General features: G+C 65.4%; 22 protein-coding genes. 6 read left to right on the top strand and 16 right to left on the bottom strand.

The window, feature by feature from the left end:
- Positions 1-18 precede the first annotated feature (18 nt).
- Positions 19-351 carry a carboxymuconolactone decarboxylase family protein gene (locus tag ABWW33_RS12720; RefSeq protein WP_353401924.1) on the top strand — a complete coding sequence of 111 codons (333 nt, stop codon included), beginning with the start codon at positions 19-21 and terminating at the stop codon, positions 349-351.
- A 70-nt stretch (positions 352-421) separates the two neighbouring features.
- On the top strand, positions 422-1,414 hold the full coding sequence (locus ABWW33_RS12725; protein ID WP_353401925.1) for an NAD(P)H-quinone oxidoreductase: 993 nt from the start codon (positions 422-424) through the stop codon (positions 1,412-1,414).
- Positions 1,415-1,511: 97 nt separating this feature from the next.
- Here the strand turns inward: ABWW33_RS12725 and ABWW33_RS12730 are convergent, their stop codons facing one another.
- The 3 genes from ABWW33_RS12730 to ABWW33_RS12740 all read right to left on the bottom strand — a co-directional run bounded on the left by ABWW33_RS12730 (position 1,512) and on the right by ABWW33_RS12740 (position 5,321).
- The gene (locus ABWW33_RS12730; RefSeq protein WP_353401927.1) at positions 1,512-2,783 is read right to left on the bottom strand and encodes a glycerate kinase type-2 family protein; all 1,272 of its coding nucleotides are present in this window, start codon (positions 2,781-2,783) and stop codon (positions 1,512-1,514) included.
- A 12-nt stretch (positions 2,784-2,795) separates the two neighbouring features.
- Positions 2,796-4,145 (bottom strand): dicarboxylate/amino acid:cation symporter, encoded by a 1,350-nt coding sequence (locus ABWW33_RS12735; protein ID WP_353401929.1) that lies wholly within the window; start codon positions 4,143-4,145, stop codon positions 2,796-2,798.
- Positions 4,146-4,232: 87 nt separating this feature from the next.
- Entirely contained in the window at positions 4,233-5,321 is a 1,089-nt protein-coding gene (locus ABWW33_RS12740; RefSeq protein ID WP_353401930.1) for a tartrate dehydrogenase, read from the bottom strand.
- A 113-nt stretch (positions 5,322-5,434) separates the two neighbouring features.
- On the opposite strand from ABWW33_RS12740, the gene ABWW33_RS12745 reads away from it, so the two are divergent.
- A complete protein-coding gene (locus ABWW33_RS12745) occupies positions 5,435-6,349 on the top strand; it encodes a LysR family transcriptional regulator (protein WP_176653112.1) in 915 nt (304 codons plus the stop codon).
- Here ABWW33_RS12745 and ABWW33_RS12750 read toward each other — a convergent pair whose 3' ends face one another.
- Positions 6,350-7,084 (bottom strand): GGDEF domain-containing protein, encoded by a 735-nt coding sequence (locus ABWW33_RS12750; protein WP_353401931.1) that lies wholly within the window; start codon positions 7,082-7,084, stop codon positions 6,350-6,352. It abuts the gene before it with no gap.
- 161 nt (positions 7,085-7,245) lie between these two features.
- Here ABWW33_RS12750 and ABWW33_RS12755 point away from each other — a divergent pair, with 161 nt between their 5' ends.
- The 3 genes from ABWW33_RS12755 (at position 7,246) to ABWW33_RS12765 (ending at position 12,838) form a co-directional block, all read left to right on the top strand.
- Entirely contained in the window at positions 7,246-9,306 is a 2,061-nt protein-coding gene (locus tag ABWW33_RS12755) for a TonB-dependent siderophore receptor (protein ID WP_353401932.1), read from the top strand.
- Complete coding sequence (locus ABWW33_RS12760; RefSeq protein WP_353401933.1) at positions 9,303-11,687, top strand: PepSY domain-containing protein; 2,385 nt, start codon at positions 9,303-9,305, stop codon at positions 11,685-11,687. Before ABWW33_RS12755 ends, ABWW33_RS12760 begins: the two co-directional genes overlap by 4 nt.
- 65 nt (positions 11,688-11,752) lie before the next feature.
- On the top strand, positions 11,753-12,838 hold the full coding sequence (locus tag ABWW33_RS12765; RefSeq protein WP_353401934.1) for a serine hydrolase domain-containing protein: 1,086 nt from the start codon (positions 11,753-11,755) through the stop codon (positions 12,836-12,838).
- A gap of 100 nt (positions 12,839-12,938) precedes the next feature.
- On the opposite strand, the gene ABWW33_RS12770 is transcribed toward ABWW33_RS12765, so the two are convergent.
- From ABWW33_RS12770 to metE, 12 genes are all read right to left on the bottom strand, one after another.
- Positions 12,939-13,982, bottom strand: a complete 1,044-nt coding sequence (locus tag ABWW33_RS12770) for a histone deacetylase family protein (protein ID WP_353401935.1) — start codon at positions 13,980-13,982, stop codon at positions 12,939-12,941.
- A gap of 41 nt (positions 13,983-14,023) precedes the next feature.
- Entirely contained in the window at positions 14,024-15,622 is a 1,599-nt protein-coding gene (gene gshA, locus ABWW33_RS12775; RefSeq protein WP_353401936.1) for a glutamate--cysteine ligase, read from the bottom strand.
- A 171-nt stretch (positions 15,623-15,793) separates the two neighbouring features.
- On the bottom strand, positions 15,794-16,633 hold the full coding sequence (gene prmC / locus ABWW33_RS12780) for a peptide chain release factor N(5)-glutamine methyltransferase (RefSeq protein ID WP_353401937.1): 840 nt from the start codon (positions 16,631-16,633) through the stop codon (positions 15,794-15,796).
- Positions 16,633-17,100: a disulfide bond formation protein B gene (locus ABWW33_RS12785; protein ID WP_176653105.1), complete on the bottom strand. Its 468-nt coding sequence runs from the start codon at positions 17,098-17,100 to the stop codon at positions 16,633-16,635. Before ABWW33_RS12785 ends, prmC begins: the two co-directional genes overlap by 1 nt.
- 95 nt (positions 17,101-17,195) lie before the next feature.
- A complete protein-coding gene (locus ABWW33_RS12790; protein ID WP_353401938.1) occupies positions 17,196-17,858 on the bottom strand; it encodes a hypothetical protein in 663 nt (220 codons plus the stop codon).
- 72 nt (positions 17,859-17,930) lie between these two features.
- Positions 17,931-19,007: a peptide chain release factor 1 gene (prfA, locus tag ABWW33_RS12795; RefSeq protein WP_176653103.1), complete on the bottom strand. Its 1,077-nt coding sequence runs from the start codon at positions 19,005-19,007 to the stop codon at positions 17,931-17,933.
- A 73-nt stretch (positions 19,008-19,080) separates the two neighbouring features.
- A complete protein-coding gene (gene hemA / locus ABWW33_RS12800) occupies positions 19,081-20,355 on the bottom strand; it encodes a glutamyl-tRNA reductase (RefSeq protein WP_353401940.1) in 1,275 nt (424 codons plus the stop codon).
- 95 nt (positions 20,356-20,450) lie between these two features.
- On the bottom strand, positions 20,451-21,140 hold the full coding sequence (locus ABWW33_RS12805) for a response regulator transcription factor (protein ID WP_176653101.1): 690 nt from the start codon (positions 21,138-21,140) through the stop codon (positions 20,451-20,453).
- A gap of 357 nt (positions 21,141-21,497) precedes the next feature.
- The gene (gene minE, locus ABWW33_RS12810) at positions 21,498-21,749 is read right to left on the bottom strand and encodes a cell division topological specificity factor MinE (RefSeq protein ID WP_008443622.1); all 252 of its coding nucleotides are present in this window, start codon (positions 21,747-21,749) and stop codon (positions 21,498-21,500) included.
- Positions 21,750-21,751: 2 nt separating this feature from the next.
- Positions 21,752-22,567, bottom strand: coding sequence for a septum site-determining protein MinD (gene minD / locus ABWW33_RS12815; protein WP_176653100.1), 816 nt, complete (start codon positions 22,565-22,567; stop codon positions 21,752-21,754).
- Between the two features lie 26 nt (positions 22,568-22,593).
- Positions 22,594-23,361, bottom strand: a complete 768-nt coding sequence (minC, locus tag ABWW33_RS12820) for a septum site-determining protein MinC (RefSeq protein WP_353401941.1) — start codon at positions 23,359-23,361, stop codon at positions 22,594-22,596.
- Between the two features lie 149 nt (positions 23,362-23,510).
- Entirely contained in the window at positions 23,511-25,868 is a 2,358-nt protein-coding gene (gene metE / locus ABWW33_RS12825) for a 5-methyltetrahydropteroyltriglutamate--homocysteine S-methyltransferase (RefSeq protein WP_353401942.1), read from the bottom strand.
- Positions 25,869-25,895: the final 27 nt, after the last annotated feature.

Below are 25,895 nucleotides of genomic sequence, written 5' to 3' on the forward strand. Positions count from 1 at the left end.
AAAGCGAAAGGAAGCACCATGAAACCCATCGATTTCACCAGCCCTCGCGCAGCGGCCCGACACTTCACACCCAAGTTGTCCGATTTCGTCGAGCGGCCGCTGTATTCGGAAGTCTGGACTGACCCGGACCTGTCCCCGCGAGACCGCAGCCTCATCACCATTGCCTGTCTCATCGCGATGAACCACGCTCACGAACTTCCCGCGCACCTGCGCCGCGGTATTCAAAATGGCTTAACGCAGGTCGAGCTGAGTGCAGCCATCACGCATCTGGCGTTCTACGCCGGCTTCCCGGCGGCCATCACTGCGTCTGCTTACGCTAACGCAGCGTTCTCTGAAGGCCAGGCCGCCTGACTATATTCTTCTGCCGCACAAATTTCCGCTGCGGCCATCCAACTCTATCGCTACGATATAAGGAACAATCATGAAAGCTATTACCTTTGACCAATTCGGCACAGCCGAGGTACTCAAAATCGGCGAAGTCCCGGAACCTGTCCTCCGCCCCACCGACCTGCTGGTGCGAACGCATGCTGCCGGCGTCAACCGCGCTGATCTGACCCACCGTCGCGGTGGCTACGGCTGGCCCGACTTTGGCGACTCCACCATCATGGGGCTGGAAATCGCAGGCGAGGTGGTCGCCGTCGGCGCGGAAGTCCAGGGCTATTCTATCGGTGACCGTGTCATGGGTATTGTTGGAGGTGGCGCCTATGCTGAGGTTTCCCGCATCGACTACCGTATGGCGATGCCGATTCCAGATGGCATGGACTATATTCATGCTGCTGCAATCACCGAAGTGTTTGTGACGGCTCATGAGGCACTCATCCACTTGGGCAAGCTGCAACCTGGCGAATCCGTTCTGGTTCACGCCGGCGCAGGTGGTGTCGGGGGGGCGGCCGTACAGCTGGCGCATGCAGTGGGCGCGACGGTTTTTTCCACCGCGAAGACAAGCGCCCATGACATCGTTCTCCGCATGGGTGCGCATCATGTAATCGACTATGAGAAAGAAGACTTCGCGGAGGCAATTGCTACACGAACCGAAAATCGCGGCGTAAACCTCATCCTTGATTTCATCGGCGCACCTTACTTCGAACGCAATGTGAATTCGCTCGACTTCGGCGGCCGCCTGGTGCAAATCGGTATCATGGGTGGTATCGAAAACGCGAAGATACCGCTGGACCGTTTGCTGTACCGCCACCTGCAAATTATGGGCACAGTCATGAAATCGCGTTCACAAGAAGTAAAGCACGCCATGTCGCATCGTTTTAAGGAACGTTGGTTATCGCAGTTCGGCAAAGGTGGACTGAATCCAATCATCGATAGCGTCTACCCCTTGGCCGAAGCAGGTACAGCGCAGAAACGCATGGAAGATGGTTTGAACGTGGGAAAAATTGTCCTGACTACCCAAGCAAATGCTTAAGTTGTGCATGCGCTTGTTCATCATCGTCGGTTGCGTCGACCTGCCTACGATGCGCCGCGAGTACAGGTCCAATACAACGGCCACAAACAACCAGCGTTTAGCGCACAATCAGCAGCGCGCGGAAGTCGTTGACGTTGGTGAGGGTAGGGCCGGTGACGATGCTGTCGCCCAGCGCCTGGAAGAAACCATGGCCGTCGTTGTTATCGAGGCTGTCGCGGGGACGCAGGCCGTGTTCCCATGCGCGGGCGAGTGTGTCGGGCGCCATCCAGGCGCCGGCGACTTCTTCCTGTCCGTCGACGCCGTCCGTATCGCCGGCCAGGCCGTGGATGCCCGCCTCGCCTTGCAGCGCGATGGCGCAGGACAGCAGGAACTCGACGTTGCGGCCGCCGCGTCCCTGGCCGCGGACGGTGACGGTGGTCTCGCCGCCGGACAGCAGCACGCATGGCGCGGCAAACGGCTGGCCGCGCCGCGCCGCCTGCAGCGCGATGCCGGCCATGACCTTGCCGACGTCGCGTGCCTCGCCCTCGATGCTGTCGCCGAGGATGTGCGGCGTGACGCCCGCCGCCGCCGCCACTTGCGCGGCCGCTTCCAGCGCCATTTGCGGCGTGGCGATCATCCGCACTTCCGCGCGGGCCAGCCTCGGATCGCCGGGCTTGATGGATTCGCCACGGCCGCTGCGCAGTACTTCCAGCACATGCTCCGGCAGCGCGATGCGGTAGCGGCGGATGATGTCCAGCGCGTCGGCGCAGGTGCTGGCGTCGCCGACGGTGGGGCCGGAGGCGATGTCGCGCGGATCGTCGCCCGGCACGTCGGAGATCAGAAAGGTCATCACCCTTGCCGGATGGCAGGCGGCGGCAAGGCGGCCGCCCTTGATGGCGGACAGGTGGCGCCGCACGCAGTTCATTTCGCCGATGCTGGCGCCGGAGGTCAGCAGGGCCTGGTTGACCTGCTGCTTGTCTTCCAGGCTGATGCCATCGGCGGGCAGCGGCAGCAGCGACGAGCCGCCGCCGGAGATCAGGCACAGCACCGTGTCGTCTGCGCTCAAGCCCTGCACGCGGTCGAGCATGCGGCGGGCGGCCGAGAGTCCGGCGGCATCGGGCACAGGGTGCGAGGCTTCGACGATTTCTATGCGCTCGCACGGCACGGCGTAGCCGTAGCGGGTGACCACGAGGCCGGTGAGCGGCCCTGGCCAGTTGCGTTCGACGGCGCGAGCCATCTCGGCCGAAGCCTTGCCCGCGCCGATCACGATCAGGCGTCCCTTGGGCGCCTCGGGCAGCGCCGGCGGCACGCACAGCGCCGGCTGCGCCGCCGCTATCGCCGCCTCGAACATGCGTTGCAGGAGTGCGCGTTCGCTGGTTTTCTCATTCATGATGGTCACCTGTCAGGCGGATGCTTTTTGCAGGATCGCCACTTCGGGCAGCGGCTCGTTGGCGGCGTCCTCCGGCGCATACAGCGCCCGCATTTCCTCCTGCGTGGATTCACCGTTCAGCACGCGGTTCATGCGGTCGCGGTCCAGCGCGCCGACCCACTGCGCAATGGCCATGGTGCCGACCGCATTGCCGATGGTGTTGGTGATGGCGCGTGCCTCGGACATGAAGCGGTCGACGCCGAGCAGCAGCACCATGCCGGCCACCGGGATCTTGCCCATCGAGGCCAGCGTCGCCGCCAGCGTGATGAAGCCCGAACCGGTCACGCCGGCGGATCCCTTGGAGGTCAGCATCAGCACGCCCAGCACGACAAACTGGTCCATCATGGTCAGCGGCGTATTGGTCGCCTGGGCGATGAAGATGGCCGCCATCGTGTAGTAGATGCACTGGCCGTCCGGGTTGAAGGTGACGCCAGCCGGAATGACCAGGCCGACCACCGGCTTGGAGACGCCCACATGTTCCAGTTTGCGCATCAATTGCGGCACCACCGATTCCGATGAGCTGGTACCCAGCACCGTGAAGACTTCATCCTTGATGTAGCGCAGGAACTTGAGCAGGCTGAAGCCGGAAACGCGGGCGACCAGTCCCAGCACGACAAACACGAACAGCACGCAGGTGATGTACATGCTGCCCATCAGCTGGCCCAGCGAGACCAGCGAACCCAGGCCGTACTTGCCGACCGTGAAAGCGATCGCGCCGAACGCGGCGATGGGCGCGGCGCGCATGATCATGCCGACGACGATGAACATGCTGTTGCAGAAGGCGTCCAGGAAGTCGACCACCGGCTTGGCGCGGCGGCCCATGTGCGACAGCGCGATGCCGAACATCGTCGCAAACACCAGGATCTGCAGGATGTCGTTCCTGGACAGGGCTTCGACCACGCTTTGCGGGATCATGTTGAGGAGGAAGTCCGTGAAGCCGGTGGATTTTGCCGCCGCCGCCGTGTAGTTGGCGATGCTGTGGGTATCGAGCGTCGTCGCATCGACATTCATGCCGGCGCCGGGCTGGACGACGTTGACGACGATGAGGCCCAGCAGCAGGGCGAACGTCGACATCATTTCAAAATAGATCAGGGCGCGGACGCCGACGCGCCCGAGCTCCTTCATGCTCTCCATCTTGGCGATGCCCAGCACCACCATGGCGAAGATCACCGGCGCAAAGACCATCTTGATCAACCGGATGAAGGCGTCGCCCAGGGGTTTGAAGTCGGTGCCGAGCTTGGGGTAGAAATAACCCAGCAGGCCGCCGGCGACGACGCCTATCAGTACCTGGACGTACAGTTTTCCAAAGAAACGCTTAGACATGATGCCTCCTTATGTTTTGCTGCCTGGATCGCGCCCCGCCATGCTCTTGGCGGCGGGTAGGGGCGGACCTGCGCCGATGGCGCGTATTTATGCGGCCTGCAGTTCCTGTGCGGACGTCAGGTAGTCGCACACGGCCTGCGTGACGTCGGCCGTGGTGGCGACGCCGCCCAGGTCGCGCGTGTGCAGGCGGACGTTGGCCGTCACTTTTTCGATGGCGCGCATCACGCGCTGCGCCGCCTCGTGCTCGCCCAGGTGCTCGAGCAGCATGACCACCGACCAGAAGGTACCGACCGGATTGGCCAGGCCCTTGCCCATGATGTCGAACGCCGAGCCGTGGATAGGCTCGAACATCGATGGGTAGCGGCGCTCCGGATCGATGTTGCCGGTGGGGGCGATGCCCAGGCTGCCGGCCAGCGCGGCGGCCAGGTCGCTTAGGATGTCGGCGTGCAGGTTGGTGGCGACGATGGTGTCCAGCGTGGCCGGACGGTTGACCATGCGCGCCGTGGCGGCGTCGACCAGTTCCTTGTCCCATTTGACGTCGGGGAAATCGCGCGACACTTCCAGCGCGATCTCGTCCCACATCACCATCGCGTGGCGCTGGGCGTTGCTCTTGGTGATGACGGTCAGCAGCTTGCGTGGACGCGACTGGGCCAGCTTGAAGGCGAAGCGCAGGATGCGCTCGACGCCGACGCGGGTCATTATCGAAACGTCGGTGGCCGCTTCGATCGGGTGGCCCTGGTGCACGCGGCCACCGACGCCGGAATATTCGCCTTCCGAGTTTTCGCGCACGATGACCCAGTTCAGGTCTTCCTGCCTGCACCGCTTCAGCGGGCCGTCGATGCCGGGCAGGATGCGGGTCGGACGCACGTTGGCGTACTGGTCGAAGCCCTGGCAGATCTTCAGGCGCAGGCCCCACAGCGTGATGTGGTCGGGGATGTCCGGGTCGCCGGCGGAGCCGAACAGGATGGCGTCCTTGTCGCGCAGGGCGTCCAGGCCGTCGGCCGGCATCATGACGCCGTGCCGGCGGTAGTAGTCGCCGCCCCAGCCGAAGTCTTCGAACTCGAACTGGAAGCTCTTGCTGCCGGCGGCCAGCGCGGAAAGCACCTGCTGGCCGGCCGGCACGACTTCCTTGCCGATGCCGTCGCCGGGAATGGTTGCGATTTGGTAGGTCTTCATTGCGGTCTCCTGTGCATGATTGGGGCGGTAGTGCATGCACTGTAAGCGGTGGACGGGGCGCTTTAAGGGGGCTAAACTCAATCCATTGTTAACCTTCAGCTCAACAATCAATCATGAGTAACGGATTCCAACCGGCCGAGCTCGGCTTCATCGTTTCCCTGTCGAATGCCGGCAGCTTGAGCGGCGCCGCGCGGGAACTGGGCATCACCACGTCGGCGGTCAGCAAGCGGCTGTCCCTGATCGAGGCGCGCGTGGGCGTGCCGCTGGTGAACCGGACCACCCGGCGCATGAGCCTGACGCCCGAGGGCGAGGTGCTGCTGGAGCATGCGCGCCGCATCCTGGGCGAGATCGCCGACCTGGACCAGTTGCTGACCACGTCCAAGGGCGTGCCCAAGGGGCAGCTGCGGGTCAACGCGACGCTGGGCTTCGGGCGCCTGCACATCGCGCCGGCGATTTCCAAATACGTGCTGCGCTATCCGGAGGTGGATGTGCAACTGCAGCTGTCGGTGGATCCACCGGCGCTGACGGACGACCAGTTCGATGTCTGCATCCGCTTCGGCGCGCCGACCGACACGCGCGTGATCGCCAGGCGGCTGGCGCCGAACCGGCGGCTGCTGTGCGCGTCGCCGAAGTATCTGGCCCGGCATGGCGAGCCCAGGTCGCCGGCCGAGCTGCGGCGGCACAACTGCATCTGCATCCGGCAGGGCGATGAGGCGTATGGCCTGTGGCGGCTGTTCGCGGGACGCGAATCGGAGCGTCATGCGGAAGCGGTCAAGGTGCGCGGCAACCTGGCGACCAACGACGGCGAAATCGCCGTCAACTGGGCGCTGGATGGCCACGGCATCCTGATGCGGGCGGAATGGGATATCGAGCGCTATCTCGAGAGCGGGCGGCTGGTGCAGGTGCTGCCCGGCTTCAGGACGCCCGATGCGGACATCTACGCGGTGTATCCGCAGCGGCACCAGTTGTCGGCGCGGATACGGACGTTTGTCGATTTCCTGGCGGAGTCGTTCGAGCGCTTTGAATAACTAGTGCTCGATGCGGCGGGCCGCGGCCCGGTGCAGTTCGGCCAAGGTGGCCGCATCGTCCGGCCAGCGCACCAGGCCGATGCGCGGGTGTACGCGGTGCGACTCGCCGGCCTCGATGCCCGCCTTCAGCCGGTCGGCGATCTGCTGGCCCTGCACCTGCGTCACCCACGGCACCAGCACGCAGAAGCGGGCGTCGCCGAAGCGGAACGCCCAGTCGCTGCCCCGGCAGACTTCCTCGATGCGGCGCGCGACGTGGATCAGCGCAGCGTCGTCATGCTGGTCCACGTCGATCAGCATCAGCGACACGGTGGCCGGCTTGCCGCGCTGCGGACGGGTCAGCTGGCTGAAGATGGATTCGAGGTAGAGATGGTTATGCAGGCCGGTCACCGGATCCAGCGCGGCGGTGCGGCGCAAGGCTTGCATCAGCGCCTCGCGTTTGGCCTCGAACAGGTGCGACAGCACGCCGACGCCGAGCAGGGTCGCGCCCAGGCTGGACAGCTCCTCGGCCGTGCTGCCGGGCCGCAGCATCAGTATCGCCATGCCCAGCACCGGCCAGCCGACGCTGTAGACCATGCCCATCCTCCGTCCCAGCATCAGGTAGGACAGCACCGGCACCACGCACAGCAGGCTGGCCACCGACGGCAGCAGGTACAGCGCCGCCAGCAGGGCGCTGAAGCAGCAAAACAGGATGGCCGACCACAAGGTCAGTCCTGGCGTGCTGTCGGCCCAAGGCAAAGGTTTCTCCATGGCCCAAGTATGGTTGCGGCGGTTTGGGGCGTCAAGGCGGGGCGGCGTACGTAGTAATCGCAATTGATAATGATTCGCATTATCGATATAATGTGTAACCTTCGTCCTATTTCGCCGCCATGCCCCACCTCCGCCTGCCCTTGTACCTCATGTTGACCCTGGCTTTTCCCGCCGCCGCGCAGGAGGCGGATGAGCTGGTCCTGCAGGCCGTGCGGGTGACGGCGGCGCGTGCCGACGGCTTTGCGCCGAAAACGGTGGAGGCGGGCAGCTTCCGCGGCGCCGACATCATGGACGTGCCGGCCACCGTCAACGTGGTCACGCGCGAGGTGCTGGAATTGCAGGCGGCCGGCGGCTTGTACGACGCGCTGCGCAACACCGCCGGCGTCACGCGCCAGCAGAATGGCGGCGACACCTGGGACCAGCTGGTCATACGCGGCATCGCGGTGGAGAACCGCACCAACTACCGCCTGAACGGCACGCTGCCGATCATGAACTTCTCGCAGGTGCCGATGGAAGACAAGGAACGCGTCGAAGTACTGAAGGGCGCCACCGCGCTGTACTACGGCTTCACCTCGCCGGCGGGCGTGGTCAACTTCGTCACCAAGCGCGCCGGCGCCGCGCCGGTCAGCACGGTCGGCATGACGGTCGACCAGAACGGCACGGCGGTGGCGACGGCCGATGTGGCGCGCCGCTTCGGCGGGGAGCGGCAGTTCGGCGTGCGCATCAACGCCGCCGCCGGCACGCTCGGCTCCTACCTGGACAACGTCGGCAACGGCAACCGCGGCTTCGCGTCGGCGGCGCTGGACTGGCGCGTCAATGCGCGCCTGCGCCTGAAGGCCGATCTGGAATACGACAAGCGCCGTGTGACCGAACAGGCGGGCATCGCCTTGCCGGCCGTCGTCAACGGCGCGATTCCGCTGCCGGCCACGGTCGATCCGCACCGGCTGATCGGCCCGGACTGGGCCAACTTCGACGCACAAACCAGGAATGCGCAACTGCGCGCCGACTATGCGCTGAGCGACGTCTGGGCCCTGACGGTGGAGGGCGGCCATTCCGAAACGGCGCGCGACCGCAGGCTGGCCATCTTCAGGCTGAATAACACGGCGGCGCTGCAGACCGGCGCGGGCCGCATCAACGGCAATCTGCAGCACAACGTGGTCGACTCGAGCATGCTGCGCGTGGAACTGGCGGGCAGCGTGGCGACCGGTTTCGTCCAGCATGACGTGACCTTCGGTGCCACCCGCACCGACAAGAGCCAGGACCCGATCTATCAATCGACCTACACCGTCGCCGCGCAAAACCTGTACAACCCGGGCGCCATCACCAGCGTGACCTACGGCGCCGTGCCGACAACGCCGACCACCGCCGCGCTGGACTCGCGTGATGGCGGGATCTATGCGATAGACCGGCTGACCTTCTCGCCCCACTGGCAGGCGGTGGCCGGCGTGCGCAGCGTGCAGTACACCAGCGACCAGGGCGCGAACCACTACGACGTCAGCAAGACCACGCCGATGGCGGCCTTGATCTACAAGGCCTCCGCCGACCTGTCGTTCTACGCGTCCGGTTCGCAGGGGCTGGAAGAAGGCGAAACCGCGCCGACCGGCAGCGCCAACGTGGGCGAACGCATGGCACCGGGCGTGAGCCGCCAGAAGGAGCTGGGCGCGCGCTGGCGCGTACCGGGCGGCACGCTGGTGCAGGCGGCGCTGTTCGACATCAATCGTCCCGGCTACTACACCAATACCGCCAACGTCTTCACCGCCGACGGCGAGCAGCACTATCGCGGCCTGGAGTTGTCCGCGCAGGGCAAGCTGGCGCGTCAGCTGTCATGGCAAACGTCGGCGCAGTGGATCGCGCCGGAATTCCGCAACATCAACGCGAACTACAACGGCAAGCTGCCGGAGAACGCGTCCAGGCGCACCGCCAGCGCGTTCCTGTCGTATGAACTGGATGCGGTGCCAGGTTTGTCCTTCAACGGCGGCGCCTACTTCACCGGCCGCCGGCCGGTCAACGATCTTGACCAGGCCTTCCTCGGCGGCGTGACGCTGTTCAGCGCCGGCGGCCGCTACGTGACGACATTGATGGGCAAGCGCACCACGTGGCAAGCCAATATCGACAACGCCGGCGACAAGCGGTACTGGGCCGGCGCCGGCACGCGCCTCAGTGCCGGCATGCCGCGCCTGGTCAAATTGAGCGTGAAGGTCGACCTGTGAAAAAGCTCTGGTTCCAGCTGCACTGGTTCATCGGCATCACCGCCGGCTCGGTATTGGTCGTGATCGGCCTGACCGGGGCCATCCTCGCCTTCCGCGAAGAGCTGCTGGACCTGCTCAATCCGGGCGTGACCAGCGTGGCCGTGCAAACGGCGCCGGTGCTGGCGCCGCCGCAGGTCGCCCAGATCGCGCGGCGTGCGCATCCCGAGGCGCGCATCACCAGCATCGTCGTGTATTCCGAGCCTGGCACGACGGCCCGTGTCGGCTTTGCACCGGCGCCGGGCGAAAAACACGGCGAGACCGTCTTCGTCAACCCTTACACCGGCGCGCTGCTGCCGCCGCTGCGCTACGACGACGCGTTCGAGTGGGTCGAGTCGCTGCACCGCTACCTGCTGCTGCCGCGCGAAAGCGGGCGTCCGGTGGTGGGCACGCTGGCGCTTTGTCTGATGGGATTGGCCCTGAGCGGGCTGTATCTGCGTTGGCCGCGCCGCGCGCTGGACTGGCGCACCTGGCTGACGTTCGACACGCGTCTCAAGGGCCGCTCCTTCCTGTGGGGCCTGCATTCGGTGGCGGGAACGTGGGCGCTGGCGGGCTATCTGATCTTCACGGCCAGCGGCGTGTACTGGAGTTTCGACGTGGTGCGCGATACGGTCGATGGCTGGGCCGGCGTGCAGCGCCCGCCGCGCGAAGCTGCCGCGCCCAAACCGAAGGCGCTGAAGACCGATGGCGCGCCACGTACCGCCGTGGCGGAAGCGGTCGACCTGACGACATCGTGGTCGGCCTTCCAGCAGCAGGCGCCGAACTGGCGCATGGCCTTCCTGCGTCCGCCGGAACGCGCCAAACAGCCGATCCAGATCCTCTGGGTGGCGCAGGACGCGCCGCACGTACGCGCGCGCGGGCGCATGTCGATCAACCAGCAGACCGGCGCCATCGTCAAGAACGAGCCGTACGACGGCATGGCCGTCGGCCAGCGCGCGCTGTCGGTCATCTATCCGCTGCACATGGGGACTTACTTCGGCCTGCCGGGCCGCGTGTTGATGTTCCTGGTCAGCCTGTCGCTGCCCGGGTTTGCGGTCACGGGCTGGATGCTGTACCTGAAGCGCCGCCGCCAGAAGCGCGAGGCGCAGGCGGAGCGCGCGCGGCTGGCGGAGGTGCCGGTGTCGGGCGATGTGCACGATCCGGTGCTGATGGCCTACGCCAGCCAGACCGGCCAGGCGGAAAGGCTGGCGCTGCAAAGCGCCGCCGCGCTGCGCGAGGCCGGTGTCGCGGTGCACGTGCAATCGCTGGAAAAGCTCACGCCTCCGCTGCTGGGCAATTATCGCCGCGCGCTGTTCGTCGCCAGCAGTTTCGGCGAGGGCGAACCGCCCGATGCGGCGCGCCGCTTCAACCGCCTGCTGCATGCCGCCGCCGGCGAACTGGCGCATCTGCAATACGCGGTGCTGGCGCTGGGCGACCGCAATTACCTGCAGTTCTGCGGTTTCGGCCAGACGCTGGACCAGCGCTTGCGTGTACTGGGCGCGCAGGCGCTGCATCCGATCATCGAGGTCGATAACGGCGATCCCGGCGCGCTGGCCCGCTGGTCGCACGCGCTGGGTGAATTAATCGGCGGCGATGCGCTCGACATGAACTTGTCGACCGCCATACCGGACAGCGATTACGCCAGCTGGCGCCTTGCCCGGCGCACCTTGCTGAATCCCGGCAGCAGCGGCGCGCCGTTGTACGAACTCACGCTGAGCGGGCCTCCGACGGATTGGCGTCCCGGCGCGCTGGTCGACATCTGGCCTGGCCACTACGGCAAGGACCTGGTGCCGCGCCGCTACTCGCTCGCTTCGCTGCCGCAGGACGGCGGCATGCAGCTGGTGGTGCGCCAGGCAGGCCAGGCCTCGGGCTGGCTGACCGCGCAGGCTTCCATCGGCGATGACGTGCGGGTGCGGTTGATCGCCAATCCGGCCTTCGACGCGCCTCCACAGCCGCTGCCGGCCATCTACATCGGCAATGGTTCCGGCATGGCCGGCCTGCGTTCGCATCTGCGTGCCCGCGTGGCCGATGGCCTGCAGCGCAACTGGCTGATCTTCGGCGAGCGGCAACGCGCGTTCGACGGCATCTGCGCCGAGGAGATCGAGCGCTGGCGCGGTGGCGGCTTCCTGCCCAAGCTGGATCTGGTTTTCTCGCGCGACGCGGAAGGCGGCGGCTACGTGCAGGACCGCCTGCGGGCAAAGGCCGACACGCTGCGCGCATGGCTGGCCGACGGCGCCGTCATCTACGTCTGCGGCAGCCTGCTAGGCATGGCCGGCGGCGTCGACGCCGCGCTGGAGGAAATCATCGGCCGTCCGGCACTGGACGAGCTGACCGAGACCGGCCGCTATCGCCGCGATGTGTATTAAGGGACGGTCTCCTGGCGGTCGATATATACTGGTTTGCTCTCACCTTGACGATGGAGCGGAGCGACATGATCAGGATAATTCTTTCTTTGATGCTGGCCGGCGCGTCGTTGACCGCCGTCGCGGCGGACGATGAATGGCCCAGGGCGGCGCCGGCCGCCGCCGGATTGAATCCGCAGCCGCTGGAGGCGATGGACGCCGCGGTCCGCAAGGGCGACTTCAAGCAGATCACCAGCATCCTGATCGCCAGGGACGGCAAGCTGGCGTTCGAGGCCTACTACGACGCCGACGGCGAGGCCGGCCTGCGCAACACCCGTTCGGTGACCAAGAGCGTGACCGACATGTTGGTCGGTATCGCGATCGACCAGGGCAAGCTGGCCGGCGTGGGCGCGCCGGTGTTTGCCTTCTTCCCGGAGAAGCATCCGGTGCTTCATCCCGATCCGCGCAAGGAAAAAATCACCGTCGAAGATTTGCTGACCATGAGTTCCCTGCTGGAGTGCGACGATCAGAACCAGTACTCGCGCGGCAACGAGGAAAGCATGTATCTGCTGGAGGACTGGACCCAGTTCGCGCTGGACCTGCCGGTACGAGGTTTTCCCGACTGGGTCGCCAAGCCGCAGGACTCGCCCTACGGCCGCAGCTTTTCCTATTGCACAGCCGGGCCGACGCTGCTGGGACCTTTGCTGGAGAAGGCCACCGGCGAGAAGGTCGACCAGTTCGCGGCGCGCACCTTGTTCGGCCCATTGGGCATCACGCGGCTGAAGTGGCAGTACACGCCGGCCGGTCCGGCGATGACCGGCGGCGGCCTGGGCCTGCGTAGCCGCGACCTGCTCAAGCTGGGCCAGTTGTACCTGGACGGCGGCGTATGGCGCGGCAAGCGCATCGTCTCCGCCGGCTGGGTGAAACAGTCGATGGCGCCGCATGCGCAAGTCGACGAGAACACGGACTACGGCTATTTTTGGTGGATCAAGAAATTCACGCAGGACGGCAAGACCTACCGCGCGGTCATGATGTCCGGCAGCGGCGGCAACAAGGTGGTGGTGATGCCGGAGCAGCATGTGGTCGCGGTGATCACGACCACCAACTTCCAGGTGAAGATGCCGCATGCGATCAGCGAGAAGCTGATGACCGACTATCTTTTCAAGGCCTTTTAAATCCGGGGTCAGGTCTGACATTTGGACACGAGCTCTGCCGTAGCGGCCGCTACGGCAGAGCTCGTGTCCAAATGTCAGACCTGACCCCGGATTGACGGATTTAAAGCGCGGTCTCGTAGCCTTCGAGGACGTTGACGACGTTGGTGCCCAGTTCCTTGACCGCGTAGCCGCCTTCGAAGATGAAGGCGGTCGGCAGGCCGAGGTAGGCCAGGCGCTCGCCGACCTTGAGGTAGTCGGCGCTTTGCAGTTCGAAGCGCGACAGCGGGTCGCCGGCGAAGGTGTCGACGCCCAGCGAGACCACCAGCGCGTCCGGCGCGAAGCTGCCCAGGCGGATGCAGGCCGTCTCCAGCGCCGCGAACCAGGCCTTGGACGAACTGCCCGCCGCCAGCGGCAGGTTCATGTTGTAGCCCAGTCCCGCGCCTTCGCCGCGCTCGTCGGCGTGGCCCAGGTAGAACGGATACTCGCTGCGCGGATCGGCGTGGATCGAGATGAACAGCACGTCGTCGCGGTTGTAGAAGATGCTCTGCGTGCCGTTGCCGTGGTGGTAGTCGATGTCGATGATGGCGACCTTGCGCGCACCATCGTCGAGCATGTGCTGCGCGGCCAGCGCGGCGTTGTTGAGGAAGCAGTAGCCGCCGAAGAAATCGGCGCCGGCATGGTGGCCGGGCGGGCGGCTCAACACGAAGGCGCCGCGCTCACCCAGGCGCAAGGCATGGGCCGCGTTGACCGCGCAATCGGCGCCGGTCTTGGCGGCGGTCCAGGTGCCGGCGGTCAGCGGCGTGCCGCTGTCCATCGAATACAGACCGAGCTTGGCGCAGAAGTTATCCGGCTCGATGTCGTCGCGCAGCGAGCGTATCGGCCAGACGGCGGGGAAGGCGTCCTTGCCGGCGTTGGCCGGATCGAGCGCCAGCCATTCGCTCCAGGCGTTGCGCAGGAAGTGCAGGTAGCGCGGGGTGTGGATGCGCTCCAGCGACATCAGCGGCACGCCGTGCGGCGTGACGATCTTGCCCAGGCCGCGCCGCCCCAGCTCCGCCAGCACCGAATCGACGCGCTCCGGCTTTTCAAAGCAGGGCACCATCTCGCCGCGGAAGATTTCGTAGCGGCCCCGGTGCTGAGCGTGCAGTTCGTTGTAGAAGGTGAGCAAAAGGGGCCTCGCGCGGTAGTGGCGGTGATGAAGCCCCTAGTTTAGTCGCAATCCATGCTTGAGTGGCACAGATTGCTGGCGCGGTAGGCTGCGACGAAATCGTCGAAGCTGATCTGCGGCGCCGCTTCCATCTCCGCCTGCTCGGCCAGCGAGACGGCGGCCAGGCCGTCGAAATAGGCGGTCTCCTCGGCGGTCGGCGGATGGCTGCGGAAGTAGGCGGCGTGCTTTTCGCTTTGCGCCAGGCCGAAGGCGGCGAACGACTTGCCGTTGGCGCGCAGGGCCGCCAGCACCTTGGCCGACGGCGTCAAATCCGCATCGGCCAGCTTGGCCGCTTGCGCCGCCATCGCGTCGGCGTGGACGCTGTCGCCGCGCAGGGAGTCCAGCAGCGCCGCCACCGGGCGGATACGCTCCAGCAGCTGCTCACCCCACTGGCGCAGACCGATTTCGCCGTCCTCGTTGTTCAGCATCAGGCCCGGACGGCGGCCTTCCTTGACGGTGCGGGCGAAGTTGTCGGTGTGGCGCATGCCTTCTTCGGGCGAGATGGCCGGGCTTTCCTCCAGTGCGCAGAACAGCAGGAAGGCGTCCAGGAAGCGTCCCGCCTGCACGCTGATGCCGACCGGCTCGAACGGGTCGACGTCCATGCAGCGCACTTCGATGTACTGCACGCCGCGCGCGCACAGCGCCTGGATCGGCCGTTCGCCGGTCTGGATCACGCGCTTCGGGCGGATGGTGGAGTAGTACTCGTTTTCGATCTGCAGCACGTTGGTGCTCAGCTGGATCCATTCGCCATCGCGCTTGGTGCCCAGCGCCGCATACGGTTCATACGGCTGGTTGACGGCCTTGGTCAGCGCGGCGACGTAGCTGTCCAGGCAGTTTTCGTGCGGGCTCAGGCCCGATTGCGCGTCGTTCTGGTAACCGAGGTCGCTCATGCGCAGGCTGGTGGCGTAGGGCAGGTACAGCGTGTCGCCGGACAGCGTTTCGAGCTTGTGCGGTTTGCCGCGCAGGAAGCCCGACTGCAGCACCGGCGAGGCGCCGAACAGGTACATCAGCAGCCAGCTGTAGCGGCGGAAGTTGCGGATGGTGGACAGGTAGGCTTCGGACTGGAACGACTTCGGCGACAGGCGCTTGCCGCTGACTTCATTCTCGGCCAGCACGCGCCACAGGCGTTCGTCCAGCGAGTAGTTGTAGTGGATGCCGGCGATGCACTGCATCGCCTTGCCGTAGCGTAGCGCCAGGCCGCGGCGGTACACATGCTTCAGCGTGCCCATGTTGGAGGTGCCGTACCAGGCGATCTCGATGTCTTCCTCGCCCGGCAGCTGGGCCGGCATCGACTGGCTCCACAGCAGCTCGTCGCCCAGCTTGCTGTAGGCGTAGCGGTGGATGCCGTCCAGCTTTTCCAGCGTGGTGGCGATGTCGGATTCGGCCGGAGTGATGAACTCCAGCAGCGTTTCGGCGTAGTCGGTGGTGATCTGCGGATGCGTCAGGGCCGAGCCCAGCGCCACCGGATGCGGGGTCGCGGCCAGGTGGCCGTGCGGATCCACCCGCAGCGTTTCGCGCTCGATGCCACGCAAGCCACCCAGCACCGGACGGTGCTCTGGCTTGGCCAGCAGGGCCAGGCGGCGAGTCAGTAGATTGGACAATTGGATCTTCCTTTCGTAGTGCATCAAAGCGGTGAGGTGCGAGATTAACCGAAAACGGAAAAACGCGTCGGCGGCGGTCCAAAGTCCGGCCATTGCCGAAGATCGCTTGTTAGTTTATCAAATACTGGGAAGGGCGGCCGAAAGCCAGAATACCGTCTTGGAGCGGGGCCGTCAGTGCGTGCGCGCACCCGTGACGCGCTCGATGCCGGCCAGGTCGGTCCAGCTTTGCACCTCGGTGTAACCTTGTTCGGTTAGCAACTGTCGCACGGCGGCGGACTGGTCGTAGCCGTGCTCCATCAGCAGCCAGCCCCGGGGCTTCAGGCGCGGCCCGGCGCCGGCGACGATGATGCGCAGGGCGGACAGGCCGTCCGCGTGGTCGGTCAGCGCGCCGGCCGGTTCGTAGCGCAGGTCGCCCTCGGACAGGTGGCGGTCGCCGCTGGCGATGTAGGGCGGGTTGGAGACGATGACGTCGAACGGCGGCGCGCCGTCCAGCGCGGCGTACCAGTCGCTTTGCAGGAAGGCGACCCTGGCCTGGTTGGCGGCGGCGTTGCGGCGGGCCACGGCCAGCGCGTCGGCACTGACGTCGAGCGCGGTGACCTCGGCGTCGCGCCGGGTGTGCGCCAGGGCGACGGCGATGGCGCCGCTGCCGGTGCCCATGTCCAGCACGCGGCCGCGCGGCGGCAGGCGCTCCAGCGCCAGTTCGACCAGCAGTTCGGTGTCGGGACGGGGGATCAGCACGGCGCCGTTGACTTCAAACGGCAGGCCGAAGAACTCGCGCTGGCCGACGATGTAGGCGATCGGTTCGCCGTCCAAGCGGCGCCGCACCAGCGCGGCGAAGCGCGCGGCCTCGTCCTGGTCCAGCGCGCGTTCGGATTGGGTGATCAGGCCGACGCGCGACAGGCCCAGCGCGTGGCACAGCAGGATGCGGTTGTCCAGCGGGTCCAGCAGGGACTGCACTTGCAGCGCGGCGATGGTGGCGCCGGCCGCGATGGCGGCAGTGTCCGTGATCATCAGCGGCTGCGGCGTATCAGCAGCCACGCCAGCGACAAGGTGAACAGGCCGAACCACAGGAACGACCACTGCGGAATCGACAGGCCGAACCACGGCGCCAGCGCGTCCTCGCACAGGCCGTCGGCCTTGAACAGGAAGGGCAGGTAGGTCGCGGTCGGGATCTTGTTGAGGAAGGTTTCCACCGGGTCGATGCCGCACGACAGGCCGGGATGGGCCAGCACCCACAGGTGCTTGCCGGCGGTGCCCAGGCCGCCCAGCGCGGCCAGCAGGCCCAGGCCGGCGCCGACCTTGGGCTGGCTGTAGGCGCCGATCACGCACAGCACGCCGATGGCGATGAACAGGTAGCGCTGGATCACGCACAGCGGGCAAGGCAGCATGTCCAGCCCGTGCTGCAGGTACAGGGCGACGCCGATCAGGCCGAAGCAGGCAAGGGCGATGGACAGCAGCAGCGAGCGTGTATGAATCATGAGGAAATCCGGTCAGATGGGCGGGGACCTGATTTTCCCACAAGTTTGTCGATTCGACCTTAGCCGGCGCTTAATTCAGGTTTCGTCAGGCGTTGTCAGGTTTTGCCGGTGCGTTTCTTGTACTGCTCGTAGGCCACCTGTTCGACCGCGTTGAACAATTGATTGGCATTTCTGCTGGTGAAAAGGCTGGGCCTCTTGGGGTAGCCCCATTCGACCAGCCAGCCCAGCACGTTGTTGACGCAGGGGTCGAACTCCACGCCCGCGTACATGGTGGTGCCGTATTCCATTTTGTCGACCACCATCTTCTTCTTGGTCGCGCTCAGGTCGGAGCCGGCGATACAGGCCTTGATCTGCTGGCCCAGTATCAGCAAGGGGGCCAGCGCGTCTTTTTCAGGCGCCTGCAGCGCTTCCTGGTTGGTGACATAGCCGGTGCTGCCGGCACGGCTATAGGTGCGGGCCGGTTTGACCCTGGCGGTCGGATGCCAGCAGAGGAAATCGTTGTCGTAGCTGATGTAGCACGCCATGTGGGTCAGCTCGTGCACGATATTGGCAAGGTTGCCCTCCTGGTAGCGAACATCGTATTCCGCGCCGAACTGCGTGTAGACCGGAACGGCGCTGCCGCTGGTCGACACCTTGGTCCATGACTTGACCAGGAACACATGCGCCATCAGTTCGTTGATGATCTTGGCGTAGGTCGAGCCGGCGCGTGCCCGCGACAGCTCCCGCAGTTGATTGAGTTCCGCTGTCGGCTCGGTCATTTTGCGCCTCTTATAATTGTTTTCTTCGGAAAGCAATATTAGAACAGGAAGCGCCGCTTGACAACCGGCCGCTCAGTCGCCCAGCGCCGCCAGCAATTCGGCCTGGTGCTCGGCCGCCAGCGCGTTGGTCAGCTCGGTCAGGTCGCCGTCCATGATGAAGTCCAGCTTGTACAAGGTCAGGTTGATGCGGTGGTCCGTCATGCGCCCCTGCGGGTAGTTGTAGGTGCGGATACGTTCGCTGCGGTCGCCCGAGCCGATCAGGCTCTTGCGGGTGGCCGCCTCCTTCGACTGCTGCTCGCGCAGCTGCACATCCTTGATGCGCGCCGCCAGCACCTTCATCGCCTGCGCCTTGTTCTTGTGCTGCGAGCGGTCGTCCTGGCACTCGACCACGATGCCGGTCGGCAGGTGGGTCAGGCGCACGGCTGAATCGGTCTTGTTGATGTGCTGTCCGCCGGCGCCCGAGGCGCGGAAGGTGTCGATGCGCAGGTCGGCCGGGTTGATGTTGACGTCCTCCACCTCGTCGGCTTCCGGCATCACCGCCACGGTGCAGGCGGAGGTGTGGATGCGGCCCTGGGTTTCGGTGGCCGGCACGCGCTGCACGCGGTGGCCGCCGGATTCGAACTTGAGCTTGGAGTACACGCTGTTGCCGATCAGGCGCACGATCACCTCGCGGTAGCCGCCCAGGTCCGACGGCGATTCCGACACCACTTCCACCTGCCAGCGGTTGCGCTCGGCGAAGCGGGTGTACATGCGCAGCAGGTCGCCCGCAAACAAGGCCGATTCGTCGCCGCCGGTGCCGGCGCGGATCTCGAGGAAGATGTTGCGCTCGTCGTTGGCGTCCTTCGGCAGCAGCATCTTTTGCAGCTCGAGTTCGAGTTCGGCCAGGCGGGTCTTGGCCGCTTCGATTTCGTCCTGCGCGAAGTCCTTCATCTCCGGATCGGACAGCATCTCCTGCGCGGCGGCGGCGTCGCCCTGCGCTTCCTGGTAGGACTTGTACAGCGCCACCAGCGGGCCGAGTTCGGCGTGCTCGCGGGTCATCTTGCGGTAGGCGTCCATGTTATTGGTCGCGCCTTCGGACATCAGCAATTCATCGAGTTCGACCAGGCGGTTCGCCAGTTGATCGAGCTTGGCCAGCATGGATGGTTTCATAGCGTATTCTTTGAGAGGTAAAACATGCGCCGCGCGTGCGGCGGCGAAGAGGTGCGGCGGAGGTGCGGAGACGCTAACGACGGCCGCGGAACAGCTGCGGCAGCAGCTCGGCCAGGTGGGCGCGCTCGTCGCCCTGCGCACGGTGCAGCGCCTGCTGCGGACCGTGCATGAATTTCGCGGTCAGGCCCTTGGACAGCGCCTCCAGCACGGCGTCGATATCCTCGCCCCGGGCCAGCATCTTGCGCGCGCGTTCGAGTTCGATCTGGCGCAGCGCCTCGCCGTTTTCGTGCAGGCTTTGTATCACCGGCACCACGGCGCGGTCGTCGATCCAGTGCATGAAGGACTGCACGCGGGTTTCGATGATGGCCTCGGCCTGCGCCACGGCGGCCTGGCGGTTTTCCATGCCGGTCTGCACCACCTTGCCGAGGTCGTCGACGGTGTACAGGAAGGCGTCGTTCAGGCGCGCCACTTCCGGTTCGATATCGCGCGGCACGGCCAGGTCGACCATGAACATCGGCTTGTGGCGGCGCGCCTTGATCGCGCGTTCCACCATGCCCAGGCCGATCAGCGGCAGCGACGACGCGGTGCAGGAGATGACGATGTCGTACTGGTGCAGCTTGTCCTGCAGATCCGCCAGGCGGATCGCGCGGCCGCCGAAGCGGTGCGCCAGTATTTCGCCGCGATCGAGCGTGCGGTTGGCGATGGTGATGGATTTCGGATTCTGCGCCGCGAAGTGCGTCGCGCACAGCTCGATCATTTCGCCGGCGCCGATGAACAGCACGTTCTGCTCGGCGATCTTGTCGAAGATGCGCTGCGACAGCCGCACGGCGGCGGCGGCCATCGACACGCTGTGCGCGCCGATCTCGGTGGTGCTGCGCACCTCCTTGGCCACCGAGAACGAGCGCTGGAACAGCTGGTGCAGATAGGTGCCCAGGCCGCCCGCCTCGTCGGCGGTGCGGATCGCGTCCTTGATCTGGCCGAGGATCTGGGTTTCGCCCAGCACCATCGAATCGAGCCCGGAGGCGACGCGGAAGGTGTGGCGCACGGCGTCGTGCTGCGGCAGCAGGTACAGGTGCGGGCGCAGCTCGGCGTAGTTCAGCTGGTGGAAGTCGGCCAGGAAATGGGCGCCGGCGTCGAGCGGATCGGGCACCTGGCTGGCCGCGTACAACTCGGTGCGGTTGCAGGTCGACAGGATCGCCGCCTCGTCGCTGCCCCGGTGGTCGATGCGCTCGAACCACGAACGCGCCGCCATCACCGCCTGGCCCAGTTGCTCAGGGGCGAACGCCAGCTGCTCGCGGAGCGAGACCGGTGCGGTGGTGTGATTGAGGCCGACGGCAAGCAGCTGCATTTCGGGTCCGGATGAGGAGTTAGCGGACATTATACCGTGATGTATCTCCATGCTGCCCGGCCCCTGCCTATACCGTTGGCAGTATCCGCGCTATATCAGGCGCCCAGCTTTTCCAGGCGATAGCCGTAGCTGTACACCGGCACCAGGCGGAAACCGTTTTCCGGCTTCAATTGCAACTTGTTGCGGACGCGGGAGACGTGGGTGTCCATGGTGCGCGACGGCACGGCGGTCTCGCGTATCCATACGGCTTCATGGATGTAGGCGCGCGACAGCGGGCGGCCGATGTTGCGAAAAAATAACAGCGCCAGGTAGAACTCTTTGTGGGTCACGTCCAAAACGATGCCATCCATCAACAAACGTCCGGGACGGGTTTCAAACACATATTGACCGAATTGCAATTGTTCGGCGCCGTTCTGGGCCGGGTAGGCGCGGCGCAACAGTGCTTGCACGCGGGCCACCATTTCACTCCGGCGCAGCGGCTTGATCATGTAGTCGTCGGCGCCGGCGGCCAGGCCGGCGACGATGTCGTCCTCGCCTGAACTGGTGGTCAGGAACAGGACCGGGGCGCTGTCGGGCAGCTTCTCGCGCGAGCGGCGCAGCACTTCGGCACCGCTCAGATCGACCACTTGCCAGTCGAGGATCAGCATGTCGTAGCTATCCTTGCGCAACTGCGCCAGCACATCTTTTGCGGTTTGGAAGCTGTGGCAGGTATGGCCGGCCGAGGTTAATACCTGACAAATCAGTTCGGCCTGGCTGCGGTCGTTGTCTAGTACAGCGATTCTCATACTGCTGCCTGTTGGAAAATGTTAAGGAGAAGTCACTTCAAATATAACAGAGATTTACAAAAAAAGTTAGCAAAATAGCCAACTATTTTTCCATAGACACTAATAGTTATTTTTAGACAATCTCGATTTCCGTGGGGTGCGCCTATGCAACCATTACACGGTACACTGGAAAAACCGCAAATTCAATGAACAAGTTGAGGTTTGGAAAGAAAAATTCTGTGGATGCGCAGTAAGCGTCGCGGAATTGTGGAAGACACAAAAATGCTGCCAAGCAGGAAACCGGCGGGGTAGGGAAGGCGAGAAGAAGCTGGCGTGGCCGGCCGGCGCGCGGGCGCCGGGACCGGCCAGCCGGTGGTGTTACGCGTCCGGCAGCACCACGTTCACGTCCAGCACCTCCAGGTTGCCCTGGCGGTCCAGCGAGATCTTGATGTCGTCGGCGTTGACCTTGGTGTACTTCGAAATCACCTCGATCAATTCCTTGTGCAGCGCCGGCAGGAAGTCCGGGCCGCTGCGGCCATTGCGCTCACGCGCGATGATGATCTGCAACCGCTCCTTGGCCGCGGTGGCGGTTTTCGGTTTTTGCGGGAACAGGAAAGAAAGCAGGGCCATGGTCACTTGCTCCCAAAAATACGCTGCAGCAGGCCCGGCTTTTCATAGGTGGTGAAGCGCAGCGGCAATTCCTGGCCGAGGAAGCGCGACACGACGTCTTCGTAGGCTTCCGCGACATCGGTGCCCTTGAAGTGAATCGCCGGATTACCCTGGTTCGAAGCGTGCAGCACCGATTCCGATTCCGGAATGATGCCGATCAGTGGAATGCGCAGGATTTCCTGCACATCTTCGTGCGACAGCATTTCGTCCGCTTCCACGCGCTTGGGCGAGTAGCGGGTGATCAGCAGGTGCTCCTTGACCGGTTCGCCGCCGGTCTGCGCGCGGCGCGACTTGGCCTGGATGATGCCGAGGATGCGGTCCGAATCGCGCACCGACGATACTTCCGGATTGGTGACGATGATGGCCTCGTCGGCAAAGGTCAGCGCCATCAGCGCGCCGTGCTCGATGCCGGCCGGCGAATCGCAGATGATGAACTCGAAGCCCATGTTGATCAGTTCGTGCAGCACCTGCTCGACGCCGTCCTCGGACAGCGCATCCTTGTCGCGCGTTTGCGAGGCGGGCAGGATGAACAGGTTGTCGCAGTGCTTGTCCTTGATCAGCGCCTGGGTCAGCGTTGCCTCTTTATTGATCACGTTGATCAGGTCGTACACCACGCGGCGTTCGCAGCCCATGATCAGATCGAGGTTGCGCAGGCCGACGTCGAAGTCGATGACCGCGGTCTTGTGGCCGCGCATGGCCAGACCGGTGGAGAAGCTGGCGCTGGAAGTCGTTTTGCCGACACCGCCCTTACCGGACGTTACTACAATAATTCTCGCCACAAATAATCCTTTTCAGAGAGGTGTTGTCAAGCGCGGGTTGCCGAATTGACAGATAGTATATCGATTCGGTCGCCCACCAAGCGAATTTGCGTAGGGGAACGTGCATATTCCTTAGGGAAGCCGTCTTCGAAAGTACGGTAGACGCCGGCGATGGAGACCAGTTCCGGCGCCATGTTCAGCGCAAAAATACGGGCGTCGCGATTGCCGGACGCGCCGGCCAGCGCGCGGCCGTTGAGCGTGGCGTAGACGTGGATGCTGCCGTCGGCGATGATTTCGGCGCCGTTGTTGACCACGGCCGTGACGATCAGGTCGCAGCCGCGCGCGTAGATGCGCTGGCCGGCGCGCACCGGCGTGTCGATGATCATCACGCCGGCGTTGCCGGGCAGGCTGTCGGCGGCGGGAGCGGCGGCTGCCACGGCTGGCGCCGGCGCCGGCGCCGACGGGGCTGCTTGTGCGGCCTCCTCGCGCGGCTTGGTCGCCGCTTCCAGGCTCAGGCCGTGGGCGGCGATTTCCGCGTGCAGCGCCGGCGCGGCGTTGCGCACGGCGACCGGCTTCAGGCGGTATTTGCTCAGCACGGCGATCAGGCCGGCCCAGTCGATCTGGCCGCAGCCTTCCGGCAGCGCGGCAACGTCGATCACGGTGAGGTCGTCTTCGAAGAAGTCGCTGGTGCCGCCGGTCATTTCGGCCAGCGCGGCGTCGAGGGCCAGGCGGTCCGCCGTGGACAGGATGGCGGAAACTGCGACTACGGTGGAAATCTTGATTTCTATGGGCTTCTGAAACAGGCTCTTGGACATGGGCGACAGTATTAGAGGGTTAACCTCGCGCGCATGCGCAGGCACCAGCATTTTACTGTGGAAAACGACAGATGGGGAGGGCTGGCACCGTACTGAGCCAGTAAAAATGCGGGATGGCGGCGGCCTGTCCGGCCGCCGCCCGCTATTGCTTAGTAGATCGCTTGCTCGGCGCGTAATTGTTTGGCAGCCGCGACCATATTACCCAGCGCCGTTTCAGTCTCCGCCCAGCCGCGCGTCTTCAGGCCGCAATCCGGATTGACCCACAGGTTGGCCGGCGGGATCACCGCGCTGGCCTTCTGCAGCAGCCGCACCATTTCCGCCTGGTCCGGCACGCGCGGCGAGTGGATGTCGTACACGCCGGGGCCGATCTCGTTTGGATAGCGGAACTGTCCAAAGCCGTTGAGCAACTCCATGTCCGACCGGCTGGTCTCGATCGTGATGACATCGGCGTCCATCGCCGCGATCTGCGGCAGGATGTCGTTGAACTCCGCGTAGCACATGTGGGTGTGGATCTGCGTGCCGTCGGCCGCCGCGCTGGCCGCCACCCGGAACGCCCGCGTGGCCCAGTCCAGGTACTCGTCCCAGCGGCCGCGGCGCAGCGGCAAGCCTTCGCGCACGGCAGGCTCGTCGATCTGGATGATGCCGATGCCGGCCTGTTCCAGGTCCGCCACCTCGTCGCGGATCGCCAGCGCGATCTGCAGCGCGGTGCGCGAGCGCGGCTGGTCGTCGCGCACGAACGACCATTGCAGGATGGTGATAGGCCCGGTCAGCATGCCCTTCATCGGCCTGGCGGTCAGGCTTTGCGCGTAGCGCGTCCACTCCACCGTCATCGCTACAGGACGGCTGACGTCGCCGTAAATGACCGGCGGCTTGACGCAGCGCGAGCCGTACGATTGCACCCAGCCTAGTTGCGTGAAGACGAAGCCGTCGAGCTGCTCGCCGAAATATTCGACCATGTCGTTGCGCTCGGCTTCGCCGTGCACCAGCACGTCCAGCCCCAGCGCTTCCTGGCGGCCCACGGCGTAGGCGATTTCCTCGCGCATCCTGGCGGCATAGCCGGCGGCGTCCAGCTCGCCGCGCTTGAAGCCGGCGCGGGCCGCGCGGATGGCCGGCGTTTGCGGGAAGGAGCCGATGGTGGTGGTCGGGAAGGACGGCAGCTGGAAGCGGGCGCGCTGCACCTGCTGGCGCTGCTCGAATGCCGCGTGGCGGCGGTCGGCGTCGGCCGGCAGCGCGTCGAGGCGGTTGCGCACGGCGGCCTGGTGCACGCGTTCGCTGGCGCGGCGGCCGGCGATGGCGGCGCGCGAGACGTCCAGCGCGTTGGCCGTGGCGGCGTCGTATTCGCCTTGCAGCGCCCGCTTCAGCACATACAGCTCGTCCAGCTTTTCGGTGGCGAAGGCCAGCCATGAACGGATTTCCTGGTCGAGCGCGTTTTCGGCGGCCAGCGTGAACGGCACGTGCAGCAGCGAGCACGACGACGACAGCCACAGCTTGCCGGCGCGCTTGTCCATGATGGGCGCCAGCACGGCCAGCGCCGCGTCCAGGTCGGTGCGCCAGATGTTGCGGCCGTCGACGATGCCGACCGACAGCACCTTGTGCACCGGCAGCCAGTCGGCGATGCTGGCCAGTTCGTGGGCGGCGCGCACGCCGTCGACGTGCAGGCCGGCCACCGGCAGGCGGCAGGCCAGGCTCAGGTTTTCCTCCAGCGGCGAGAAGTAGGTGGCCAGCAGCAGCGGCACGCCGACCTGGTTCAGCTGCCAGTAGCTGTTCTCGAAGGCGCTGCGCCATGCGGCGGGCAGGTCGAGGCCGAGGATGGGCTCGTCGACCTGCACCCATTGCACGCCCTGGGCCTTGAGGCGGTCCAGCACCTGGCCGTAGACCGGCAGCAGCTGGTCCAGCAGGCTGAGGCGGTCGAAGCCTTCGGCGCCGCGCGACTTGCCCAGCCACAGGAAGCTGAGCGGCCCCAGCAGCACGGCCTTGACCTGGTGGCCGAGCGCCTGGGCTTCGGCAACTTCGTCGAACAGGCGTTCGCAGGCCAGCGAAAACACGGTTTCAGGCGTGAATTCCGGGACCAGGTAGTGGTAGTTGGTGTCGAACCACTTGGTCATTTCCAGCGCGGCGGATGCGTGGACGTGGCCGTCGTCGTGGGAATGGTCGTGGCCGCAAGCCGCGGGCTCGGCCTTGCCGTTGCCGCGCGCCATGGCGAAATAGCGGCTCAGCTGCGATTGCCCGGCGCGGAAGCCGTAGCGGGCCGGTTCGCAGCCCAGCAGCTGGATGTGGTTGGCGACCTGGTCGTAGAAGGCGAAATCGCCGACCGTGACGAAGTCGAGCCCGGCCGCCTGCTGCAGCGCCCAATGGCGGGCGCGCAGTTCGCGGCCGGTCGCCTCCAGCTGCTCGTCGCTCAGTTCGCCGCGCCAGTTGGCCTCCAGCGCGAACTTCAGTTCACGTGCCGCGCCGATGCGCGGGAAGCCCGGAATGTGGCTGTGGATTGCTTTATTTGGTGTTGTCATTTTGATGTCATCCGCATTTAATATTGG

The organism is Duganella hordei (genome assembly GCF_040369125.1).
Lineage (GTDB): Bacteria > Pseudomonadota > Gammaproteobacteria > Burkholderiales > Burkholderiaceae_D > Rugamonas > Rugamonas hordei.

Bases quoted from the DNA above. Each gene is read 5' to 3' on its own strand.
- ABWW33_RS12745 (WP_176653112.1), top strand. From the start codon at position 5,435: ATGAGTAACGGATTCCAACCGGCCGAGCTCGGCTTCATCGTTTCCCTG.
- ABWW33_RS12735 (WP_353401929.1), bottom strand. From the start codon at position 4,145: ATGTCTAAGCGTTTCTTTGGAAAACTGTACGTCCAGGTACTGATAGGC.
- ABWW33_RS12740 (WP_353401930.1), bottom strand. From the start codon at position 5,321: ATGAAGACCTACCAAATCGCAACCATTCCCGGCGACGGCATCGGCAAG.
- prmC (WP_353401937.1), bottom strand. From the start codon at position 16,633: ATGATCACGGACACTGCCGCCATCGCGGCCGGCGCCACCATCGCCGCG.
- minC (WP_353401941.1), bottom strand. From the start codon at position 23,361: ATGTCCAAGAGCCTGTTTCAGAAGCCCATAGAAATCAAGATTTCCACC.
- ABWW33_RS12725 (WP_353401925.1), top strand. From the start codon at position 422: ATGAAAGCTATTACCTTTGACCAATTCGGCACAGCCGAGGTACTCAAA.
- prfA (WP_176653103.1), bottom strand. From the start codon at position 19,007: ATGAAACCATCCATGCTGGCCAAGCTCGATCAACTGGCGAACCGCCTG.
- ABWW33_RS12720 (WP_353401924.1), top strand. From the start codon at position 19: ATGAAACCCATCGATTTCACCAGCCCTCGCGCAGCGGCCCGACACTTC.
- ABWW33_RS12730 (WP_353401927.1), bottom strand. From the start codon at position 2,783: ATGAATGAGAAAACCAGCGAACGCGCACTCCTGCAACGCATGTTCGAG.
- ABWW33_RS12785 (WP_176653105.1), bottom strand. From the start codon at position 17,100: ATGATTCATACACGCTCGCTGCTGCTGTCCATCGCCCTTGCCTGCTTC.
- metE (WP_353401942.1), bottom strand. From the start codon at position 25,868: ATGACAACACCAAATAAAGCAATCCACAGCCACATTCCGGGCTTCCCG.
- ABWW33_RS12790 (WP_353401938.1), bottom strand. From the start codon at position 17,858: ATGACCGAGCCGACAGCGGAACTCAATCAACTGCGGGAGCTGTCGCGG.
- ABWW33_RS12755 (WP_353401932.1), top strand. From the start codon at position 7,246: ATGTTGACCCTGGCTTTTCCCGCCGCCGCGCAGGAGGCGGATGAGCTG.
- hemA (WP_353401940.1), bottom strand. From the start codon at position 20,355: ATGCAGCTGCTTGCCGTCGGCCTCAATCACACCACCGCACCGGTCTCG.
- minE (WP_008443622.1), bottom strand. From the start codon at position 21,749: ATGGCCCTGCTTTCTTTCCTGTTCCCGCAAAAACCGAAAACCGCCACC.
- ABWW33_RS12765 (WP_353401934.1), top strand. From the start codon at position 11,753: ATGATCAGGATAATTCTTTCTTTGATGCTGGCCGGCGCGTCGTTGACC.
- ABWW33_RS12805 (WP_176653101.1), bottom strand. From the start codon at position 21,140: ATGAGAATCGCTGTACTAGACAACGACCGCAGCCAGGCCGAACTGATT.